This is a genomic window from Pseudomonas sp. KH_040, assembly GCF_057839305.1.
The window spans coordinates 2,923,683-2,943,246 of record NZ_CM174487.1 but is presented as its reverse complement, the minus strand read 5'-3'; the positions used below and the strand labels follow the sequence as shown (position 1 = coordinate 2,943,246).

The 19,564-nt window shown below is 58.2% G+C and carries 11 protein-coding genes; 9 read left to right on the top strand and 2 right to left on the bottom strand.

Annotation, left to right across the window (positions count from 1 at the left end):
- The first annotated feature begins 98 nt into the window (after window positions 1-98).
- The 8 genes from AC3IUF_RS13220 (at window position 99) to AC3IUF_RS13185 (ending at window position 11,771) form a co-directional block, all read left to right on the top strand.
- Window positions 99-1,967: an extracellular solute-binding protein gene (locus tag AC3IUF_RS13220; protein WP_489281226.1), complete on the top strand. Its 1,869-nt coding sequence runs from the start codon at window positions 99-101 to the stop codon at window positions 1,965-1,967.
- Window positions 1,967-3,028 carry a microcin C ABC transporter permease YejB gene (locus tag AC3IUF_RS13215; protein ID WP_007912305.1) on the top strand — a complete coding sequence of 354 codons (1,062 nt, stop codon included), beginning with the start codon at window positions 1,967-1,969 and terminating at the stop codon, window positions 3,026-3,028. The genes AC3IUF_RS13220 and AC3IUF_RS13215 overlap by 1 nt, the downstream gene beginning before the upstream one ends.
- Complete coding sequence (locus AC3IUF_RS13210; protein ID WP_007912307.1) at window positions 3,028-4,050, top strand: ABC transporter permease; 1,023 nt, start codon at window positions 3,028-3,030, stop codon at window positions 4,048-4,050. Before AC3IUF_RS13215 ends, AC3IUF_RS13210 begins: the two co-directional genes overlap by 1 nt.
- Window positions 4,051-4,059: 9 nt before the next feature.
- Window positions 4,060-5,634 (top strand): ABC transporter ATP-binding protein, encoded by a 1,575-nt coding sequence (locus AC3IUF_RS13205; protein WP_489281224.1) that lies wholly within the window; start codon window positions 4,060-4,062, stop codon window positions 5,632-5,634.
- A 169-nt stretch (window positions 5,635-5,803) separates the two neighbouring features.
- Window positions 5,804-7,210 carry a sigma-54 interaction domain-containing protein gene (locus AC3IUF_RS13200; protein WP_007912311.1) on the top strand — a complete coding sequence of 469 codons (1,407 nt, stop codon included), beginning with the start codon at window positions 5,804-5,806 and terminating at the stop codon, window positions 7,208-7,210.
- A 296-nt stretch (window positions 7,211-7,506) separates the two neighbouring features.
- Window positions 7,507-8,898 (top strand): GntP family permease, encoded by a 1,392-nt coding sequence (locus tag AC3IUF_RS13195; RefSeq protein WP_007912313.1) that lies wholly within the window; start codon window positions 7,507-7,509, stop codon window positions 8,896-8,898.
- A 7-nt stretch (window positions 8,899-8,905) separates the two neighbouring features.
- Window positions 8,906-9,679: a 3-hydroxybutyrate dehydrogenase gene (gene hbdH / locus AC3IUF_RS13190; protein ID WP_007912316.1), complete on the top strand. Its 774-nt coding sequence runs from the start codon at window positions 8,906-8,908 to the stop codon at window positions 9,677-9,679.
- Between the two features lie 136 nt (window positions 9,680-9,815).
- The gene (locus AC3IUF_RS13185; RefSeq protein ID WP_489281222.1) at window positions 9,816-11,771 is read left to right on the top strand and encodes an acetoacetate--CoA ligase; all 1,956 of its coding nucleotides are present in this window, start codon (window positions 9,816-9,818) and stop codon (window positions 11,769-11,771) included.
- A gap of 23 nt (window positions 11,772-11,794) precedes the next feature.
- Here the strand turns inward: AC3IUF_RS13185 and AC3IUF_RS13180 are convergent, their stop codons facing one another.
- Both AC3IUF_RS13180 and AC3IUF_RS13175 read right to left on the bottom strand, forming a co-directional pair.
- Window positions 11,795-15,643 (bottom strand): hypothetical protein, encoded by a 3,849-nt coding sequence (locus tag AC3IUF_RS13180; protein ID WP_489281220.1) that lies wholly within the window; start codon window positions 15,641-15,643, stop codon window positions 11,795-11,797.
- Window positions 15,644-15,764: 121 nt separating this feature from the next.
- The gene (locus AC3IUF_RS13175; RefSeq protein WP_489281218.1) at window positions 15,765-16,874 is read right to left on the bottom strand and encodes a PilT/PilU family type 4a pilus ATPase; all 1,110 of its coding nucleotides are present in this window, start codon (window positions 16,872-16,874) and stop codon (window positions 15,765-15,767) included.
- 113 nt (window positions 16,875-16,987) lie between these two features.
- Between AC3IUF_RS13175 and AC3IUF_RS13170 the strand changes: the two genes are divergently transcribed.
- Window positions 16,988-19,525 (top strand): PAS domain-containing hybrid sensor histidine kinase/response regulator, encoded by a 2,538-nt coding sequence (locus AC3IUF_RS13170; protein WP_095113364.1) that lies wholly within the window; start codon window positions 16,988-16,990, stop codon window positions 19,523-19,525.
- Window positions 19,526-19,564 lie beyond the last annotated feature (39 nt).

Here is a 19,564-nt window from a genome sequence, read left to right as displayed (position 1 = left end):
TGGTGGGCCGTTGTGTTTCAGTTACACATACGGCTGGCGACTGGCGCGCCTCTCGCGTACAACTTGCGCTTATCGATTTCCCGGTTCCAAGGCTGACAATGCGACTGGTTTTCCCCACATTGATGCTCACCGCCCTCGCCCTGCTGACGGGCGCTACCGGCGCGAACGCTGCACCGCAACACGCGCTGACTGTTTATGGCGAACCCGCCAAGTACCCTGCCAGCTTCAGTCACTTCGACTACACCAACCTGCAAGCGCCCAAGGGCGGGACGATGCGCCGCTCGGCCATCGAAATCGGCCACTTCGATCATGTTCTTCCTTATATAGACAAAGGCATCGGCGTCACCCAGATCGATGGTTTGCTCTATTCGCCGCTGGCCCAGCGTTCGCTGGATGAGCCTTACACGGTTTACGGACTGGTCGCGCAAAAGATGGAGCGCTCGGATGACGGTCTGTCGCTGCGATTTTTCATCAATCCCAAGGCACGTTTTGCTGATGGCAAGCCGATTACCGCCGAAGACGTACGCTACACCTACGATTTATTGATGACCCAGGGCAGCCTGCGTTATCGCACCCAGTTTGCTGACGTCAAAGGCGTCGAAGTGGAAGGCCCGTTGACCGTGCGTTTCGACTTCAAGAGCAATGAAAACCGCACCCTGCCACTGGACGTCGCGACCCTGCCGGTATTTCCCGAGCACTGGTGGAAGAGCCGCGGTTTCGCCGGGGGTGGCGGGTATGAACCACCCCTGGGCAGCGGCCCTTATCGAGTCGGCAAAGTCGATTCAGGGCGCAGCATCACCTTTGAGCGCAACGCCGACTGGTGGGGCAAGGATTTGCCGGTCAGTCGCGGCCTCTACAATTTCGATCATTTCAGCATCGAGTACTTCGGTGATACCGACGTCGCCCGGCAAGTGCTGCGCGGTGGTGCTTATGACTACAACCGCGAGTTCTCGGCCACCGGCTACTCGATCGGCTACGACAGCCCCGCACTGAGCGACGGACGCCTGCAAAAAGCGCATCTGGCCACCGAGGCGCCCCAGTCGGCCCAGGGGTTTGTGTTCAATCTGCAAAAACCTGTATTCGCCGATCGCCGCGTGCGCCAGGCCCTGGCCATGCTCTGGGACTTCGAATGGAGCAACCGGCAGATGATGCGCGGCATGTATATCCGTCAGCAGAGCTACTTTTCCAACACGCAATTGGCCGCAAGCGAATTGCCCGATGCGCAGGAACTGAAAATTCTCGAACCGCTGCGCGGTCAGGTTCCCGATGAAGTCTTCAGCAAAGTCTTTGAAGCACCGAAAACCGACGGCAGCGGCCTGATCCGCGACAAACAATTACAGGCCCTCGAATTGCTCGAACAGGCTGGCTGGAAACCGGATGGCGATCAACTGGTGAATGCCCAGGGCGAGCCGCTGACCTTCACCTTCCTGGTCAGCCAGAACGGCATGGACCGCTTGCTGCTGCCGTACAAGCGCACGCTGAAACAGATCGGCATCGACCTGAATATTCGCCGCATCGACTCTTCGCAATACGTCAATCGCCTGATGAGTCGTGACTACGACATGATCGTCACCGGCTATCCGGTCAGCACTTCGCCGGGAGGCGAGTTGCTCAATTACTTCGGTTCCGCATCGGCCAACGACCCGGGCGCGAACAACTACATGGTGTTGAAAAACCCTGCCGTGGATACGCTCATCAACGGTCTGATCCGCGCCTCCACGCAGTCCGACATGCTGCGCTACGCCCATGCTCTGGACCGCGTTCTGCAATGGAATTACTACTGGATTCCCAACTACTATCCACCGGGCACCTCGACCGTGTGGTGGAACCGCTTCGGCATACCGTCGGTGCAAGCCAGCAATGACGAAGCCATCGAGAGCTGGTGGGAAATCAGCAGCACGCCGCTGACCAATCAACAGATGACGGCCGAGAAGATCGCCCGTGGCAGACCCGGAGGACCGCACTGATGTGGGGTTACATACTGCGGCGCCTGCTGCTGATCATTCCTACGCTGGTGATCATCCTGCTGGTCAATTTCGTGATCATCCAGGCCGCGCCCGGCGGTCCGGTGGAACAGGCCATCGCCCACCTGCAAGGGATCGGTGGCGCCAGTGTCGGCGGTGGTGCCAGCGAAACCATGAGCGGTACTTCCCGCGCCAGTCGCGGTCTCGATCCGCAACTGATCAAGGACATCGAAAAACAGTACGGCTTCGACAAACCGGCTCACGAACGCTTGTGGCTGATGTTGAAGAACTACGCGCAACTGGATTTCGGCAAGAGCTTCTTTCGTGGCGCGACGGTCACCGACCTGATTCTGGAAAAGATGCCGGTGACGATCTCACTCGGCTTGTGGGCGACGCTAATCACCTATCTGGTGTCGATCCCGCTGGGGATCCGCAAGGCTGTGCACCATGGCAGTCATTTCGATATCTGGAGCAGCACGGCGATCATCATCGGCTATGCAATGCCAGCGTTTCTGTTTGCGATGTTCCTGATCGTGGTGTTCGCCGGCGGGACGTCATTGAACTGGTTTCCGGTGCGTGGCCTGGTGTCGGACAACTTCGAATCACTGTCGACTCTCGGCAAGATTGCCGACTATTTCTGGCACTTGGTGTTGCCGGTCACGGCGCTGGTGATTGGTGGTTTCGCCACACTGACCATCCTGACGAAAAACTCGTTTCTCAATGAGATCACTCGCCAGTACGTGGTCACCGCGCGCGCCAAAGGTCTGAGCGAACGTCGCGTGCTCTACGGACATGTGTTCCGCAACGCGATGCTGCTGGTGGTGTCAGGCATCCCGCAGGCGTTCATCAGCGTGTTCTTCGCCGGTTCCTTGCTGATCGAAGTGATCTTCTCCCTCGACGGTCTCGGGCGCATGAGCTACGAAGCCGCGGTTTCGAGGGATTACCCGGTGGTGTTCGGTTCGCTGTTCATCTTCACCCTTTTCGGCCTGCTGATAAAACTCGTCGGTGACTTGTGTTACACGATGGTTGATCCGCGTATCGATTTCGCCGCGAGGAACGCCTGATGTTCAAGCTTTCGCCGCTGGGCCGTCGGCGCTTCGAACGCTTCAAGAAAAACCGCCGTGGCTGGTGGTCGCTGTGGCTGTTTATCGGCCTGTTTGTGCTGACACTGGGCGGTGAGTTGATCGCCAATGACAAGCCTTTGGTCGTCAGCTATCAGGGCCAATGGTACTTCCCGGTGTTCAAGCGGCATACCGAGCAGGAGTTCGGCGGGCAACTGCCGTTCCAGGCCGATTACCGCAGCGACTATGTGCAGAAGCTGATTCGCAAGGACGGCGGCTGGTTGCTGTTCCCACCGATTCCATTCAGTGACGACACACCAAACTACGATCTCAACAAACCGGCGCCGAGCCCGCCGACGTCGGTCAACTGGCTGGGCACCGACGATCAATCGCGAGATGTACTGGCGCGAGTGATTTTCGGCGCACGGGTGTCGATTCTGTTTGCCTTGATGCTGACGTTTGTCAGCGCCCTCATAGGCATCGCCGCCGGGGCTTTGCAGGGCTACTACGGCGGCTGGGTCGATCTGCTCGGGCAACGCGTGCTGGAAGTCTGGTCGGGGTTGCCGGTGTTGTATCTGTTGATCATCCTCTCCGGTTTCGTCGAACCGAATTTCTGGTGGTTGCTGGGGATCATGGCGCTGTTTTCGTGGCTGGCACTGGTGGATGTGGTGCGCGCCGAGTTCCTGCGCGGACGCAACCTGGAATACGTCAAAGCCGCCCGCGCGCTGGGCCTGAGCGACCGCAAGGTGATCTTCCGGCACATTCTGCCCAACGCCATGAATGCGACACTGAGCTACCTGCCGTTCATTCTGACCGGGGCGATTTCCACCCTTACTGCGCTGGATTTTCTCGGTTTCGGCATGCCTGCCGGCAGTGCCTCGCTGGGTGAGTTGATCGGTCAGGGCAAACAGAACCTGCAAGCACCGTGGCTTGGGTTGACAGCGTTTTTCACCTTGGCGCTGATCCTTTCTTTATTGGTGTTCATCGGCGAAGCGTTACGCGACGCGTTCGACCCTCGATCCTGAAGCGTGGCCATGACTGACAACCTGATTGAAATCCGTAACCTCAACGTCGCCTTCCATGGCCAGAACGTGGTGCGCGACCTGTGTCTGGACATCCGCCCCGGCGAATGTCTGGCGCTGGTGGGCGAATCGGGCTCGGGCAAATCGGTGACCGCCCATTCGATTCTGCAATTGCTGCCCGAAAGCGAAGCGCAAACCACTGGCAGCATTCGCTATCGCGGACAGCAACTGATCGGCGCCGATTCCAAGGTCTTGCGCGAGTTGCGCGGCAACCGCATCGCCATGATCTTTCAGGAGCCGATGACCTCGCTCAATCCGCTGCACACCATTGAAAAGCAGATCGGCGAAACCTTACTGCTGCACCGTGGCCTCGGCGGCAAAGCGGCGCAGGCGCGGATCCTCGAACTGCTGGGACTGGTGGGCATCCAGAAACCCAAGGAACGCCTCAAGGCTTACCCGCATCAACTCTCCGGCGGCCAACGGCAACGGGTGATGATCGCCATGGCGCTGGCCTGCGAACCGGAGCTATTGATCGCCGATGAACCGACTACGGCGCTCGACGTGACGGTGCAGCGCAAGATCCTGCTGCTGCTCAAATCCCTGCAGCAACGCCTGGGCATGTCGCTGCTGCTGATCAGCCATGACCTCAATCTGGTGCGCAGTATTGCCCAGCGCGTGTGCGTGATGAAGGCCGGGGAAATCGTCGAACAGGCGCCCTGCGAAACCTTGTTTACCGAGCCGAAACATCCATACAGCTGCGTGCTGCTCAACGCCGAACCCGAAGGCGAAGCCCTGCCCCGGGATGAACGCGAAAACGTGCTGGAGGTCGATGATCTGAAGGTTGAGTTCGTCGTCGGTGGCGGTCTGTTTCAGCGCAAGCAATACCTGCGGGCGGTGGATGGCATCAGCCTGAGTATCCAGCGTGGCAAGACCCTCGGCATCGTCGGCGAGTCCGGCTCAGGCAAGTCGACGCTGGGTCAGGCGATCCTGCGTTTGCTCGACTCCGAGGGCGGTATCCGCTTTCAAGGCCAGGCGCTCGACGGCCTCAATCAGAAGCAGATGCGGCCGTGGCGCCGGCAAATGCAGGTGGTGTTTCAGGATCCGTTCGGCAGTCTCAGCCCGCGCATGTCAGTGGCGCAGATCATCAGCGAAGGCCTGGAAGTGCACTGCGAGTCGAGCGCTGAAGAATGCGACGAACAAGTGATTCGTGTGCTTAAAGAAGTCGGCCTCGACCCCGAGAGTCGCCATCGCTACCCACACGAGTTCTCCGGTGGCCAGCGCCAACGCATTGCCATCGCTCGGGCGCTGGTGCTGAAACCGGCACTGATCCTGCTCGACGAACCAACGTCGGCGCTGGATCGCACGGTGCAGAAACAAGTGGTCGCGCTGCTCCGCCAGCTTCAGGAAAAACACGGTCTGACCTATCTGTTCATCAGCCATGACCTGGCGGTGGTGCGCGCCCTGGCCCACGACATGATCGTGATCAAGGACGGCAAAGTGGTCGAGCGTGGCGCCAGCCATGATGTGTTCGATGCGCCGCAGCATCCGTACACCAAAGAGCTGTTGGCGGCGGCGCATCCGGGGTAGGCATAATCGGGGATCGACGTGAAACCGAGTCGCGGCCATCGCTGGCAAGCCAGCTCCCACAAGGGGCTGCGGTGTACACAACAGGTGTGAACGACCGAGAACCCTGTGGGAGCTGGCTTGCCAGCGAAGAGGCCCGCATCAACAACTCAAATTCCGGACCAGCCGCCAGATGAACACCACCGAAAGCCTGAAGGACTACCAACGGGTTCGCACCCTGGCGATCCGTTCGCTGTTCGAGATCATCGAGCAGTCCAGCGAAGGCACGGTGATTGTCGACCGCGATGCCAACATCGTCTGGATGAACGAGCGTTACGCCCGGCGTTTCGGTCTTGAATCGGCAGCAGGCGCGATCGGCAAGCCGTGTGAGAGCGTGATCCCCGGCAGTCTTTTGCGCGAGGTGGTGCGTACCGGTCGCCCTATTCTGCTGGACATGCAAGACACGCCAAAAGAGCCTTTGGTGGTGATGCGCCTGCCGATCCATGACGACGCCGGCACGGTGATCGGCGCGATCGGATTTGCCCTGTTCGACGAGTTGCGCACGCTGTCGCCGATGCTCAAACGCTACTTGAGCATGCAGGAAGAACTGGCCTCGACCCGTTCTCTGCTGCGCGCCCGACAGACCAAGTACAATTTCGCCCATTTCATCGGCACCAGCGCCGCCAGCCTCGAAGTCAAACGCCGTGCCCGACGCAGTGCCAGCGCCGAGTCGCCGGTGTTGCTGCTCGGCGAGACCGGCACTGGCAAAGAGTTGCTGGCCCAGGCGATTCACAGTGCCTCGCCACGGGCACACAAAGCCTTTGTGAGCATCAACAGCGCGGCGATTCCCGAGGCACTGCTGGAGGCAGAATTTTTCGGCACGGCACCCGGTGCGTTTACCGGCGCCGACCGCAAGGGCCGCACCGGCAAGCTGCAGATCGCCCAGGGCGGCACGTTGTTTCTCGACGAAATTGGCGACATGCCGCTGCCCTTGCAGAGCAAGCTGCTGCGCGTGTTGCAGGAAAAGGAGTTCGAACCGGTCGGCTCCAACGAGGTGATTCAGAGCGATGTGCGTGTGATTGCCGCCACCTCGACCGATCTGCAAGCGGCGATCAAACGCGGTGAGTTCCGCGCCGATTTGTACTATCGCCTCAATGTGTTGCCGATTCAGGTGCCGCCATTGCGTGAGCGTCTCGATGATCTGCCGGCGCTCAGCGAAGCAATCCTTGAAGAGCTGCGCAGTCAGCATGAGCTGCACCGTGATGCTCTCGAACTGCTCGGGCAACACGCCTGGCCGGGGAACATTCGCGAGCTGCGCAATGTGCTGGAACGGGCGGCGTTGCTCAGTGATGACTTGATGCTGACCGAGCAGGATATCCGTGCGGCGATTGGCACGTTAACGCCGGTTGAACGTGCGACCGTACCGACGATAGAGGCGCTGGCTGAAGAGACATTCGCTCAGGCGCGGGAGCGTTTTGATCGACAACTGATCCAGGCAGCTCTTGCGCAATGTGCGGGGAACGTGCCCGAGGCAGCGGCTCGACTGGGGCTGGGGCGGTCGACGTTATACAAAAAAATGGTGGCACTGGGGATTGCTTGAGTCTCTATAAAGAGACATCAATCTCTTTTTTTAGATCAGTTATTTGAAGAGCAAAAGATCGCAGCCTTCGGCAGCTCCTACAGGGGCAATTCGCGTTCGCACTGTAGGAGCTGCCGAAGGCTGCGATCTTTTCGGTTTAACTCAGTCTCTAAAAGGAGACGAAACCGGTGAAAACCTTTAGTCACAACCAATAAAATCCATATATTTCAATACCTTAAATATCTGGCACAGATCTCGCTAATACCTTTCCCACACCCGTTCCACCCACAAAAATAACAATTCTGGAGAGACACACCATGAGTGTGATCATTGCCTTGGCAGCCCTGGCGCTGCTGATGCTGGCTGCCTACCGTGGCTATAGCGTTATCCTCTTCGCCCCGATTGCTGCCCTCGGCGCCGTGCTGCTCACCGACCCCTCCGCCGTCGCTCCCGCGTTCACCGGGGTGTTCATGGAAAAAATGGTCGGGTTCATCAAGCTGTATTTCCCTGTGTTCCTGCTCGGCGCCGTGTTCGGCAAGTTGATCGAACTGTCGGGGTTCTCCCGCTCGATTGTCGCTGCGGCCATTCGCTTGCTGGGCACCAAACAGGCGATGCTGGTGATCGTGCTGGTCTGCGCCTTGCTCACTTACGGCGGCGTGTCGCTGTTCGTAGTGGTCTTCGCGGTTTACCCGTTTGCTGCCGAGATGTTCCGCCAGAGTAATATTCCCAAGCGGCTGATCCCGGCAACGATCGCCCTCGGCGCGTTCTCGTTCACCATGGACGCCCTGCCCGGCACCCCGCAGATCCAGAACATCATCCCCAGCACGTTCTTCAATACCACCGCGTGGGCGGCGCCGTGGCTGGGCGTGATCGGTACAATTTTCGTGTTCTGCGCCGGCATGCTGTTTCTGCAACGTCAACGCAACAAGGCCCAACGCGCTGGCGAAGGCTACGGCACTGAATTGCGCAACGAGCCGGAAACCGCTGAAGACCTGAAACTGCCAAACCCATGGCTTGCGCTGTCGCCGTTGTTGGCGGTGGGCATCATGAACCTGCTCTTCACCCAGTGGATTCCGCAGTGGTACGGCAAGACCCACAGCCTCGCGCTGCCGGGCATGGCGGCTCCGGTCACCACCGAGATCGCCAAACTGACGGCGATCTGGGCCGTGCAGGCGGCTTTGCTGGTCGGCATTCTGATGGTGCTGGCATTCGGCTTTCAGGCGATTCGCAGCAAGCTCGCCGAAGGTAGCAAAAGTGCGGTCAGCGGTGCATTGCTGGCGGCGATGAACACCGCGTCGGAATACGGCTTCGGCGCGGTGATCGCGTCGCTGCCGGGCTTTCTGGTGCTGGCGGACTGGCTCAAGCAAATCCCCAATCCGCTGGTCAACGAAGCCATCACCGTGACCCTTTTGGCCGGTATCACCGGCTCCGCCTCGGGCGGTATGAGCATTGCGCTGGCGGCGATGTCCGAGCAGTTCATCAGTGCGGCCCACGCCGCGAATATTCCGCTGGAAGTGCTGCACCGCGTCGCCGCGATGGCCAGTGGCGGCATGGACACCCTGCCGCACAACGGCGCGGTCATCACCTTGCTTGCGGTGACAGGCCTGACCCACCGCGAAGCCTATAAAGACATTTTCTGTATTACGCTGATCAAGACCCTGGCGGTTTTCGTAGTGATCGGCACTTTCTACGCCACTGGCATTGTGTGAGGTATTCATGACGACTCTTTCCGGCAAGACCGCCCTGGTGACCGGTTCCACCAGCGGCATCGGTCTGGGCATCGCACTGAGCCTGGCCAAGGCTGGCGCCAATCTGATTCTCAACGGTTTTGGCGATGCATCGAAAGTCATCGCCGAAGTCGCCCGGTTCGGCGGCAAGGTCGGCCATCATCCGGCCGATGTCAGTGATCCGGCGCAAATTGCCGACATGATCAATTACGCCGAGCGCGAGTTCGGCGGCGTCGACATTCTGGTCAACAACGCCGGCATCCAGCATGTCGCCGCCGTGGAGGATTTCCCCGTCGAGCGCTGGGACTCGATCATTGCCATCAACCTGTCTTCGGTGTTTCACAGCACGCGCTTGAGCCTGCCGGGAATGCGCGCCAAAGGCTGGGGGCGGATCATCAATATCGCCTCCGTGCATGGTCAGGTCGGCTCCACCGGCAAAGCGGCTTATGTGGCCGCCAAGCACGGCGTGATCGGTTTGACCAAAGTGGTCGGCCTGGAAACCGCGACCAGTAACGTCACCTGCAACGCGATCTGTCCGGGCTGGGTGCTGACGCCGCTGGTGCAGAAACAGATCGATGACCGCGCAGCCAAGGGTGTCGATCCGCAGCAGGCGCAGCATGATTTGCTGGCAGAGAAACAGCCGTCGCTGGAGTTCGTGACACCGCAGCATCTGGGCGAACTGGTGTTGTTTTTGTGCAGCGAAGCTGGCAGTCAGGTGCGTGGGGCGGCGTGGAATATTGATGGTGGGTGGTTGGCGCAGTAATGCTGCGTTCCTGTAGGAGTGAGCCTGCTCGCGATAGCGGTGTGTCAGCCCCGTAACAGTTAACTGACAAACCGCCATCGCGAGCAGGCTCACTCCTACAGGGGAATTTTTGTAATCCGATAACAAGAGGCAAACAATGTCCGACATCCTCTGGCAACCCAATGCCAACCGTATCGCCCAATCGCGCATGGACACCTTCCGTCGTGCCGTGAACCAACGGCACTCGCTGAAACTCGACGACTACCCTGCCCTGCACCAATGGAGCGTCGAGCAGCGCCCGGAGTTCTGGCAGGCGATTGTCGATTTCTTCGATATCCGCTTCCACACTCAGCCCGATGCGGTGCTGCGCGAAGGCCCAAACATGCCCGACGCCGAGTGGTTTCCCGGCGCCACGCTGAACTTCGCCGAACACCTGCTGCGCCGGCGTGACGATGCAGTGGCGGTGATCAGCGTGGCGGAGAACGGTCAGCGCGAGCAATTGACCTGGGCCGAACTCGCCGAGCATGTCGCTGGATTTCAGGCCAGTTTGCAGGCCGCCGGCGTCGGTATCGGTGATCGTGTCGCCGCGTGCATGCCGAATACCTGGCAGACGCTAGTGGCGATGCTGGCCACCACCAGCCTCGGCGCGATCTGGTCGTGCTCCTCGCCGGATTTCGGCACCCACGGCGTGATTGATCGTTTCGGCCAGATCGAACCCAAGGTGCTGCTCACCTGCGCCGGTTATCGCTATGCCGGCAAAACCATCGACCAGACTGACAAGATCAACGGAATACTCGAGCAACTGCCAACGTTAAGGCAGTTGATCATCGTGCCTTATGCCCAGCCGCACGCCCACGTCGAGACTTACCGGACTCACGCCGAAGTGACCTTGTGGGATGACTTCTATCAAGCCGGCGGCGAAGCGGATTTTGTCCCGGTGCCGTTCAGTCATCCGCTGTACGTGTTGTATTCCAGCGGCACCACTGGCGTGCCGAAATGCATCGTCCACAGCACCGGCGGCGTACTGCTGCAACACGTCAAGGAACACGGCCTGCATTGCGATCTCGGCCCGGGCGATCGACTTTTCTACTACACCACCTGCGGCTGGATGATGTGGAACTGGCTGGTTTCGGCGCTCGCGGTCGGCAGCGCCGTGGTGCTCTACGACGGCTCGCCGTTTCACCCGGACAACCAGCGTTTGCTCGACTTGATCGACGACGAACGCATCAGCGTGTTCGGCACCAGCCCCAAGTTCCTCGCCACCCTGGAAAGCAGCGGTGCGAAACCCCGTGAAAGTCATGACCTCGGTAGCCTGAAGACGCTGCTGTGCACCGGTTCGGCGTTATCGCCGCAAAGCTACGATTTCGTCTATCGCGACTTCAAACCGGATGTGTGCCTGGCGTCGATGTCAGGCGGCACCGATATCGTTTCGTGCTTCGTCAACGCCAATCCACTGTCCTCGGTGCGGCGCGGCGAGATCATGGGCAAGAGCCTGGGCATGGCGGTGGAAGTCTGGAATGACGCCGGCCAACCGGTGATTGGCGAAAAAGGCGAACTGGTCTGCATCCGGCACTTTCCGGCCATGCCGATCGGTCTGTGGAATGACCCCGACGGAACGAAACTGCGGCAATCGTATTTCAGGCTCTTTCCGGGCGTCTGGGCACAAGGCGATTACGCCGAGCAACGGCCGCACGGCGGGATGCTGATCCATGGCCGCTCCGACGCCGTGCTCAATCCGGGAGGCGTGCGCATTGGCACGGCAGAGATTTATCGCCAGGTCGAGAAAGTCGCCGAAGTGCTGGACAGCGTCGCCATCGGTCAGCAGTGGCAGGATGATGTGCGGGTTGTGCTGTTTGTCAGGTTGCGTGAAGGGTTAGCGCTGGATGAGGCGCTGGAACAACGCATCCGCCAGGTGATCCGCGCCAATACCACCCCAAGGCACGTGCCGGCGAAGATCGTTGTGGTGACGGACATTCCGCGCACCATCAGCGGCAAGATTGTCGAACTGGCCGTACGTGAAGTGGTGCATGGACGGCCAGTGAAGAACACCGATGCGCTGGCCAATCCCGAAGCGCTGGAGCAGTTTCGGGATCGGCCGGAGCTGGAGATCTAGTACAACAGATTTGCGCCAGATGACTACACCGGTCTGACCCAGCCATCTGCCAGGGGCGGATCAGTCAGATCGTGTGTAGATGTGGAGTTCAGTTTGATCAATACAGGTCCGATAATCGTGCCCTCGACATTGCTGTCAACGGCTGCGCGAAGTACTCGCAGATTGCTTTCAAACGTCACTTTATCGGTGCTCATCTGGCTGAGGAGCGAGGTGAGCACTGCCAGAGAATCGGCGTTTTCAAAGGCTTTGGTACTTGGGTGAAAGACGTTGCTGGCATCTGCAACCGCCAGTCGCCCCAAGGCAAGATTAAGCAGTGCAGCCACGTCCAGTTGTTGCCCACCCTTGGTAACGCCATCGACATCCAGGGCATAACCGACATCATTGTTCTGTACGACCCCATGAAATAACTCGTGAATCACATCATCCGCTACTACGTCGTGGTTCATGCCCTTATCGATGAACTGTCGATTGATATTGGGTGTATTGATCTGGATGAACGGAATCGGACTCTGCCCACCGGCGCGCTTCCATTGCTGGTAGGCCTGCACATCAAACTCAGCGATGTCGTTCGTCTCCTTGAGCGGATCGAGAAAGAAGTTGCTCATGGAAACGCCGGCAAAATCCGCCCTGACCAACCGCAGATAATCCAACACACGATTCGCCGCATCGCTGGAGGTCTGGCCCATCAATATTTTTATCAGCGCATCGCGCTCAGCCCGGTAGTCATGGCTGGTCAACACACCGATTGCACTTTCTATTTTTGCCCGTGCCCGGGGCAAGCTTTGCTCGATGAACAGTCGTGTATAACTGACGGGCAAGGTGTGATTGGCACGCGGCAACCGAAGTGACGCAGTAAAGTTGAAATGACCCAGAGCCGGCCCCCAGGGCTTGCCCAAACTATCCAGTGCATACCACTTGTAGTTATTGCGCGCCGCCAGCACCGTGAGCGTGTCCGAAGCTGAAGCATTCGGCCGCCAGGTACCATGCGCTATTGAAGCATTATCCGCTGAGCGGATCAGGTGCTTGCCTTTATTACCGCCGTGCAACGTGGTCAATTGAGATTTGGCCAGTCCCAACAGTTCCAGCGTAGGCTTGCTGAATCGCAGTAATCCCTTGTGAACGAGTTTGCCGACGCCGTACACCGCCGTGGGTACTCCATCCACCGGATTGAAAGCCGATACGGAGGTTGCCACCACTAGTTTGGTCACGCGCGCGGCTTTGCCGGCCGCAGAGATTGCCTTGGCGGAAATGCTCAAGGCTTTGACACCGGCGCCATAGAATGCGCCACCCAAAGCAATGGCATCCATGAGGCAACCGTAGATACCGTCTACGACTCGATTGTGCTCACCCGTTGATATGTCCTCGATGCATTTTTTGAAAGGCACGGCCAGATCAACGAAGTAAGTGGCGATTTTCTCGCCTTTGGCCCGCTCTGCTTCGAGTTCCGTTGGCTCAGTGGCCGCCGCTACCAGTTCTTCAAACTTGATGACAGGATGATGATTGATGATGAAGTCGGCCAGGCGCACAAGTTGTGGATTGCTGAAGTTCTTGTAAACACTCTTGTCCAGCTGGATCGGATTGGCAGCAGCGCTCAGCACGCCCAGTTTTTCAGCGATGGCCTGACCAGATCCTGAACTGAAGTCTGGAGAATCGCCATGTAAGTACTTGGAGAAATCAATATTGAAAGACGTTTTAGCGATGGGCTCGTCTTGTTTCTTCAGATCACCCTTAAAATCCAGTCTGGCGGGTTTCTGGAACAAGCCTCTGCTGACCAGTTCATTACCAAGCTGATTATTCTTTACCAGTTCGCCCCGCAACGTAAACAGCTCATAGGCAGTCAGCTCCGCACCATTTGACACGCACATCAAAAGTCCGAAACGCCCGGTGGCAGCATCCTTGCCTTGGCGTGTTTCATAGTCCACCTCAAAGGTAAAAGGTCCGGCGGCGCGAAACGACGAAGTTTCAATCGCACGGTCGCGGAAGGTAAAGAAGGTGACAGTGCCTGTCAGAAAGGCCTGCAGATCCCTATGAGGCATGTTGGAAAGCGCCAATTTCACCGTGGCAACCAACGAGCGATTGAGGTTTTCCAGATAGACCCGCAACTGGCGATGAAACTCTTGGTCATTCGGGCGCAGGCGACGTAGCCGTGGAAACTCTTCGTGGATACTTGCAACCGAAGGGTCATGACGTTTGGGCCGTTCGTAGTTGGTTACACCAGCATGCAAGGAAGGAATATTGGAGTAGACGTTATCCGGGAAGATTTCCGGCCGATCCCAAGCCCCTCCAGACAGATCGCCGGACATATGCAAATCGATCATGCAGGCGGCCGTCGGAGACGCGCCGAGGCCCGGATGCTGGTGAAGTACTTTTTCTTCCAGAAAGTCACACAACGGCGCGGCATCTTCCAGCGCTTCTTTTGCGATCAGACGTCTGTCCGGCAGCCGCCCGAAGCGCGGAACGAAGTTGTCTGCATACTCCTGAAATGCAGACAGCGCACGCTCTGTGGTGGCCTTTTCCTTATTCGCCAATTCAGACGACGTCACCACATCATTGATCAATGCCCAGTCGATCATCGGGCCGATCATTGCCATATCACGCAGGTGTATCTGCGCCTCACCCAGTGGCTCCAGTTCGCCATAGGCGACTATTTGCGCATAGCTCATCACCCGCGCAGCGCCCTTTCTCACAGACTCGGCCAAGACGACGGCGCGGCAATAACTCATCCATTCCACCGACCCCATCAGTAGCGAAGACGGAATACCCTTGACCATAAATTCCGGAGCAATGCCCGTCAGCAACAAGTGCGCAGCAACGGCTGCCAAACCGGCCGATGCCATTTGTTTGGCTACCAAAAAGGCCCGTAGCTCCTGGCAAATAACGGAGGCCTGGCGGCCGACATTGCTCGGGGCATAAAGCTGCAGGCCTGCGATGGACTTGCGAACGGAGTTACCGCCGATCGATGGGTCGATATCCAGCAACAGGGCAGTTACCAACAACTTGGCGAGACCACGATTTGATGGTATCTCTCCCGGCTGCGAACCCAGCCACTGCAGTTTTTGCAGATAAGCCGTGGCCAGATCACGCGCATAGTCATGGCTAAGTACACGCACAATCCATCCGTCAGCATTCTCTGCGGTGACGGATGTTTGTCCGGTATTACGGTGCAGAACGTCCAATAGCTTTTGGCCTGCTCCTACCAGTTGCGTTGTTACCGAACGTATGGCGCGGCATTGTTCGGCAGACAGCACGATCAGCGAATGATCTTCTGCATCCAGCAATTCCCAGAAATTGCCGAGCGAATCCACCTGCGGATTGAATTCGAAGTAACCGATCAGATTCTGGGTTTGCACCAAGGTTTGCGGGACGGGCAAATTGTGAAACTTTAGCCATTGATCAATGTTGATGTCATCGGCGTCGTAGATATATCCACAAGCCTGCCTGGCGATATCACCGACCAGCAGAACATTTTGATAAAGGCGGGTACGATGGGGAATATTGTCGATATCCACTTCATGCCATTTCCCGGTTTCCTTTCGAAAGACTTCGACCCCACCGTTTTCATTTACTCTGACCAAGACCGTATTAAGCGCACGATGGCGACGTAGCTCACTCATAATCCAGTCGTTGTCGAGCAATTTGCTCCAGAGCACGCGCCCAGGATTAAAAACCTCATGAAAAGACGATCCCGCCTGCACATCAACGGCGTAGCCCTGCCAGCTATAAACCGGATCAACGCCTTGCTCTTTGACTGCATCGCGCAACTGAGCAAGTACGGCCTCTCGCTCTTCAGCGTCAATCGCTTGTCGGCGCTGCTGCTCTTGATGGGCAACGCTGTAAGACTTGAATAACTTCCCTGAACTTTCAGACAACATCACGACTATCCTTATAAATATAGATGCGCTCTAGCTGAGCAAGCAAAGTTAACCCCACTCATCGCCAAAGACGCCATCAAACATTTATAAGTTCGTATGTAAGCAATTCAAAAAACAACAACTACTCCAATAAGCCCCAACCATCACTCCCGTCGCCTGCGCCACTCCCACCCTCAACTTTCAGCTTGATCTTCAGCTTCAGATTGGTTCCAGAGTCGGCATATTTCATCACCTCCTCTTCGTTAACAACATGACTCTCAAACAAATCGAACAATGATTGATCAAACGTCTGCATACCCTGCGCCACGGATTTTTCCATGATCGTTTTAAGCTCGCCTAATTCATTACGATGTATCAGATCTCTGACAGTCGGCGTTCCCAGCATGACTTCCACCGCTGCCCGCCTCTGCCCGTCAACCGTGCGCACCAGTCGTTGGGAAACACAGGCTTTCAGATTATTGCCCAACGTCTGCAACAACTGCGGTCGTCGCTCTTGCGGGAACATATTGATAATCCGGTCGAGCGCCTGATTGGCGTTAATAGCGTGCAACGTCGAGAGCACTAAATGCCCGGTATCGGCGAATGCCAGCGCATGTTCCATGGTTTCGCGGTCACGGATTTCGCCGATCAGCACCACATCCGGTGCCTGACGCAGGGTGTTTTTCAGGGCGGCGTGGAAACTGCGCGTATCGACCCCGACTTCCCGTTGATTGATGATCGAACGCTGGTGGCGATGGATGTACTCGATCGGATCCTCGATGGTGATGATGTGCCCGCTGCTGTGGCGATTGCGGTGGTCGATCAGCGCAGCCAGCGACGTCGATTTGCCGGAATCGGTGGCACCGACAAACAGAATCAGCCCCTGCTTGAGCATGACGGTTTCGAGCAGTACCGCTGGCAGTTTCAGATCAGCGAAACGCGGAATGTCGAGTTTGACGTTGCGAATGACGATCGATACATCGTTGCGCTGTTTGAAGATATTGACGCGAAAGCGGCCAATGCCCGTTCGCGAAATCGCCAGGTTCATTTCCAGATCCCGGTCGAACTCCCGTCGTTGCTCGGCGTCCATCAGGGAGGCAGCGATGGCGGCCGTTTCACCGTTTTTGAAAGGTCGTTCGCTCAACGCCGTGAGCACGCCGTCGACGCGCGCACTGGGCGGTGCTCCCGTTGACAGGAACAGATCCGAACCGTTTTTATTGGACAAAACTGACAACAGTGCATCGATTTCCATGGCAAAAAACACCCGCGAAGCATTCAATGAACAGACAATGAACTACGCCTGGCGCAGATCAACTGCAACAATGATAGACGTCGCCTCACCGAACCACGCTCAGGACTGATGTAATGAATGCTGTACCGAACAACGACGACGCCCAGGCACTGATCGCCCGCACCGACTGGAGCCGCAGCCCTTTGGGCGCTGCCGGCAACTGGCCGCAGAGCCTGCGCACCGCGGTGGACATCGTGATTCACTCGCCGATGCCGATGCTGTTGTTGTGGGGCCCGCAACTCACGCAGATCTACAACAATGGTTTCGCCCTGCTCGCCGGTCACAAGCATCCGCACGCTTTCGGACAGCCTGCACACCAGATCTGGCCAGAACTTCGCGACTTTACCGACCCGATTTACAGCGCCGTCCTACAAGGCCAGGTTCGCACCTACAGCGAAAGACGCTTCACCCTGCAGCGCGAAGGCCAAGAGTCCGACTTCTGGCTGGATTTGACCTACAGTCCGATCCGCGATGAAACCGCGCAAGTCGCCGGGATTCTGGTCACCGCCATCGAAACCAACGAACGCCGACGCATCGCTCTGGAACTGCAGCGACGCTCCGAGGAAAGCCTCAAGGCTCAACGGGAAACCGAAGAGCGCCTGCAACTGGCGTTGGCCGCAACTGATGCCGTTGGCACCTGGGATTGGGACATCGGTGAAGACCGCTTTATCGCCGACGCGCATTTCGCCCAATTGCATGGCGTCGATCCCAGCCTCGCCGGACAGTTGCCGATCAGCGATTACTTGCAAGGCGTGCACCCTGAAGACCGCGCCATGATTGCGCGCAGCATCAAACACTGCATCACCCACGGCACCGAATACGCCGAGGAATATCGCTTGCAGCAAGGCGATGGCGAGGTGCGCTGGGTGTTCGCCCGCGGGCGTTGCTACAAGGATCACCACGGCAGGCCCATGCGCTTCCTCGGTGCGGCGCTGGACCTGACCGAGCGCAAACACACCGAACAGGCGCTGCGCCAGAGCCAGACTGAACTGCAGTTGATCATCAACGCCATGCCGATCCTGATCAGTTATGTCGACTGTGAAGAGCGCTTTCGCCTGAACAACGCGGCCTATCTGGACTGGTACGGCCTCACGCCACAGGAACTCTACGGCCGCACCATTCGCGAAGTCATCGGTGAAGAAGCCTATTTCCTGCGCCTGCCCTACATTGCCGAAGCGCTGGCCGGCAGACCGTGTTCGTTCAGCCTGTACACCCCGCACCGTGATGGCAGCAATCGCCACGCGCTGATGAATTACCTGCCGCGTTACGCCGCCGACGGCGCGATCAGTGGTTTCTATATCTTTGTGATCGATGAGACCGAGCGCAAGAAAACCGAAGAAGCCTTGCGCAATCTCAACGAAACCCTGGAAGAACGGGTCAGCGCCCGTACCGAACAATTGGCTCAGGCCAACCAGCGTTTGCAGAACGAGATGTTCGAACGCGAGCGCGCCGAAGATGCCTTGCGTCACGCGCAGAAGATGGAGGCGGTCGGTCAGCTCACCGGCGGTATCGCCCACGACTTCAATAACATGCTCACCGGCATTATCGGCAGCCTCGATTTGATGCAGCGCTACATCGCCAACGGCCGGGCCGACGAGATTGGTCGTTTTACCGAAGCGGCGGTGTCATCGGCCAACCGTGCGGCAGCATTGACCCATCGCCTGTTGGCATTTTCGCGGCGCCAGTCGCTGGATCGCAAAACCCTGAACGTCAATGAACTGGTGCATTCGCTGGAAGACCTGATCCGTCGGACCAAGGGCGACCCGATCGAACTCACCCTGCGTCTGGCCGAGAACGTGTGGCCGGTCAGCACCGACGTCAGCCAATTGGAAAACGCCCTGCTCAACCTGGTCATCAATGCCCGCGATGCCATGCCCGATGGCGGCGAGTTGTTGATTGAGACGGCCAACGTCTATCTCGACGGCAGCGATATCACCACGCTCGAACCGGTCAAGGCTGGCGATTACCTGATGCTGGCGGTCAGCGACAACGGCACCGGCATGACGCCGTCCGTACGTTCCAAGGCCTTCGATCCGTTTTTCACCACCAAGCCTATTGGTCAAGGCACCGGGCTGGGCCTGTCGATGATTTATGGTTTTGCCCAGCAATCAGGTGGGCATGTCAGCCTCGACAGCCTGCCAGGCCAGGGCACGTGTGTGCGCTTGTACTTGCCGCGGTTGTACGGCATCGAACCGGAACAGCCGGCTATCGTGCCAGTAAAACAAGCGCCGACGACGGCGACCGGTGAAACCGTGGTGGTCGTCGAAGATGACCCGGCGGTGCGCATGCTGGTGCTCGATCTGCTCCGGGAGCTGGGTTATCAGGCCCACGAAGCCGAAGACGCCAAGACCGCCCTGCCCCTGCTCGAATCCGATCTGCGCGTGGACCTGCTGGTCACCGACGTCGGCCTGCCAGGCATGAACGGCCGACAGTTGGCGGAGATTGCCCGTCAGCATCGGCCGGGCCTCAAGGTGCTGTTCATGACCGGCTACGCACAGAAAGCCGCCGAGCGGCAGGGGTTTCTCGAGGACGGCATGGACATGGTCGCCAAACCGTTTGCCATTGAGCTGCTGGCCAGCAAGATCCGCACGATGATCAGCCAAACCCCGTGACTTGAGGCATAATCCGCGCCCCGCCGTCACCCCGTTATC

Excerpts from the sequence above, each read along its gene's own strand:
- AC3IUF_RS13170 (WP_095113364.1), top strand. The coding sequence starts at position 16,988 with ATGAATGCTGTACCGAACAACGACGACGCCCAGGCACTGATCGCCCGC.
- AC3IUF_RS13195 (WP_007912313.1), top strand. The coding sequence starts at position 7,507 with ATGAGTGTGATCATTGCCTTGGCAGCCCTGGCGCTGCTGATGCTGGCT.
- AC3IUF_RS13210 (WP_007912307.1), top strand. The coding sequence starts at position 3,028 with ATGTTCAAGCTTTCGCCGCTGGGCCGTCGGCGCTTCGAACGCTTCAAG.
- AC3IUF_RS13200 (WP_007912311.1), top strand. The coding sequence starts at position 5,804 with ATGAACACCACCGAAAGCCTGAAGGACTACCAACGGGTTCGCACCCTG.
- AC3IUF_RS13215 (WP_007912305.1), top strand. The coding sequence starts at position 1,967 with ATGTGGGGTTACATACTGCGGCGCCTGCTGCTGATCATTCCTACGCTG.
- AC3IUF_RS13180 (WP_489281220.1), bottom strand. The coding sequence starts at position 15,643 with ATGTTGTCTGAAAGTTCAGGGAAGTTATTCAAGTCTTACAGCGTTGCC.
- AC3IUF_RS13175 (WP_489281218.1), bottom strand. The coding sequence starts at position 16,874 with ATGGAAATCGATGCACTGTTGTCAGTTTTGTCCAATAAAAACGGTTCG.
- AC3IUF_RS13220 (WP_489281226.1), top strand. The coding sequence starts at position 99 with ATGCGACTGGTTTTCCCCACATTGATGCTCACCGCCCTCGCCCTGCTG.
- AC3IUF_RS13205 (WP_489281224.1), top strand. The coding sequence starts at position 4,060 with ATGACTGACAACCTGATTGAAATCCGTAACCTCAACGTCGCCTTCCAT.
- AC3IUF_RS13185 (WP_489281222.1), top strand. The coding sequence starts at position 9,816 with ATGTCCGACATCCTCTGGCAACCCAATGCCAACCGTATCGCCCAATCG.
- hbdH (WP_007912316.1), top strand. The coding sequence starts at position 8,906 with ATGACGACTCTTTCCGGCAAGACCGCCCTGGTGACCGGTTCCACCAGC.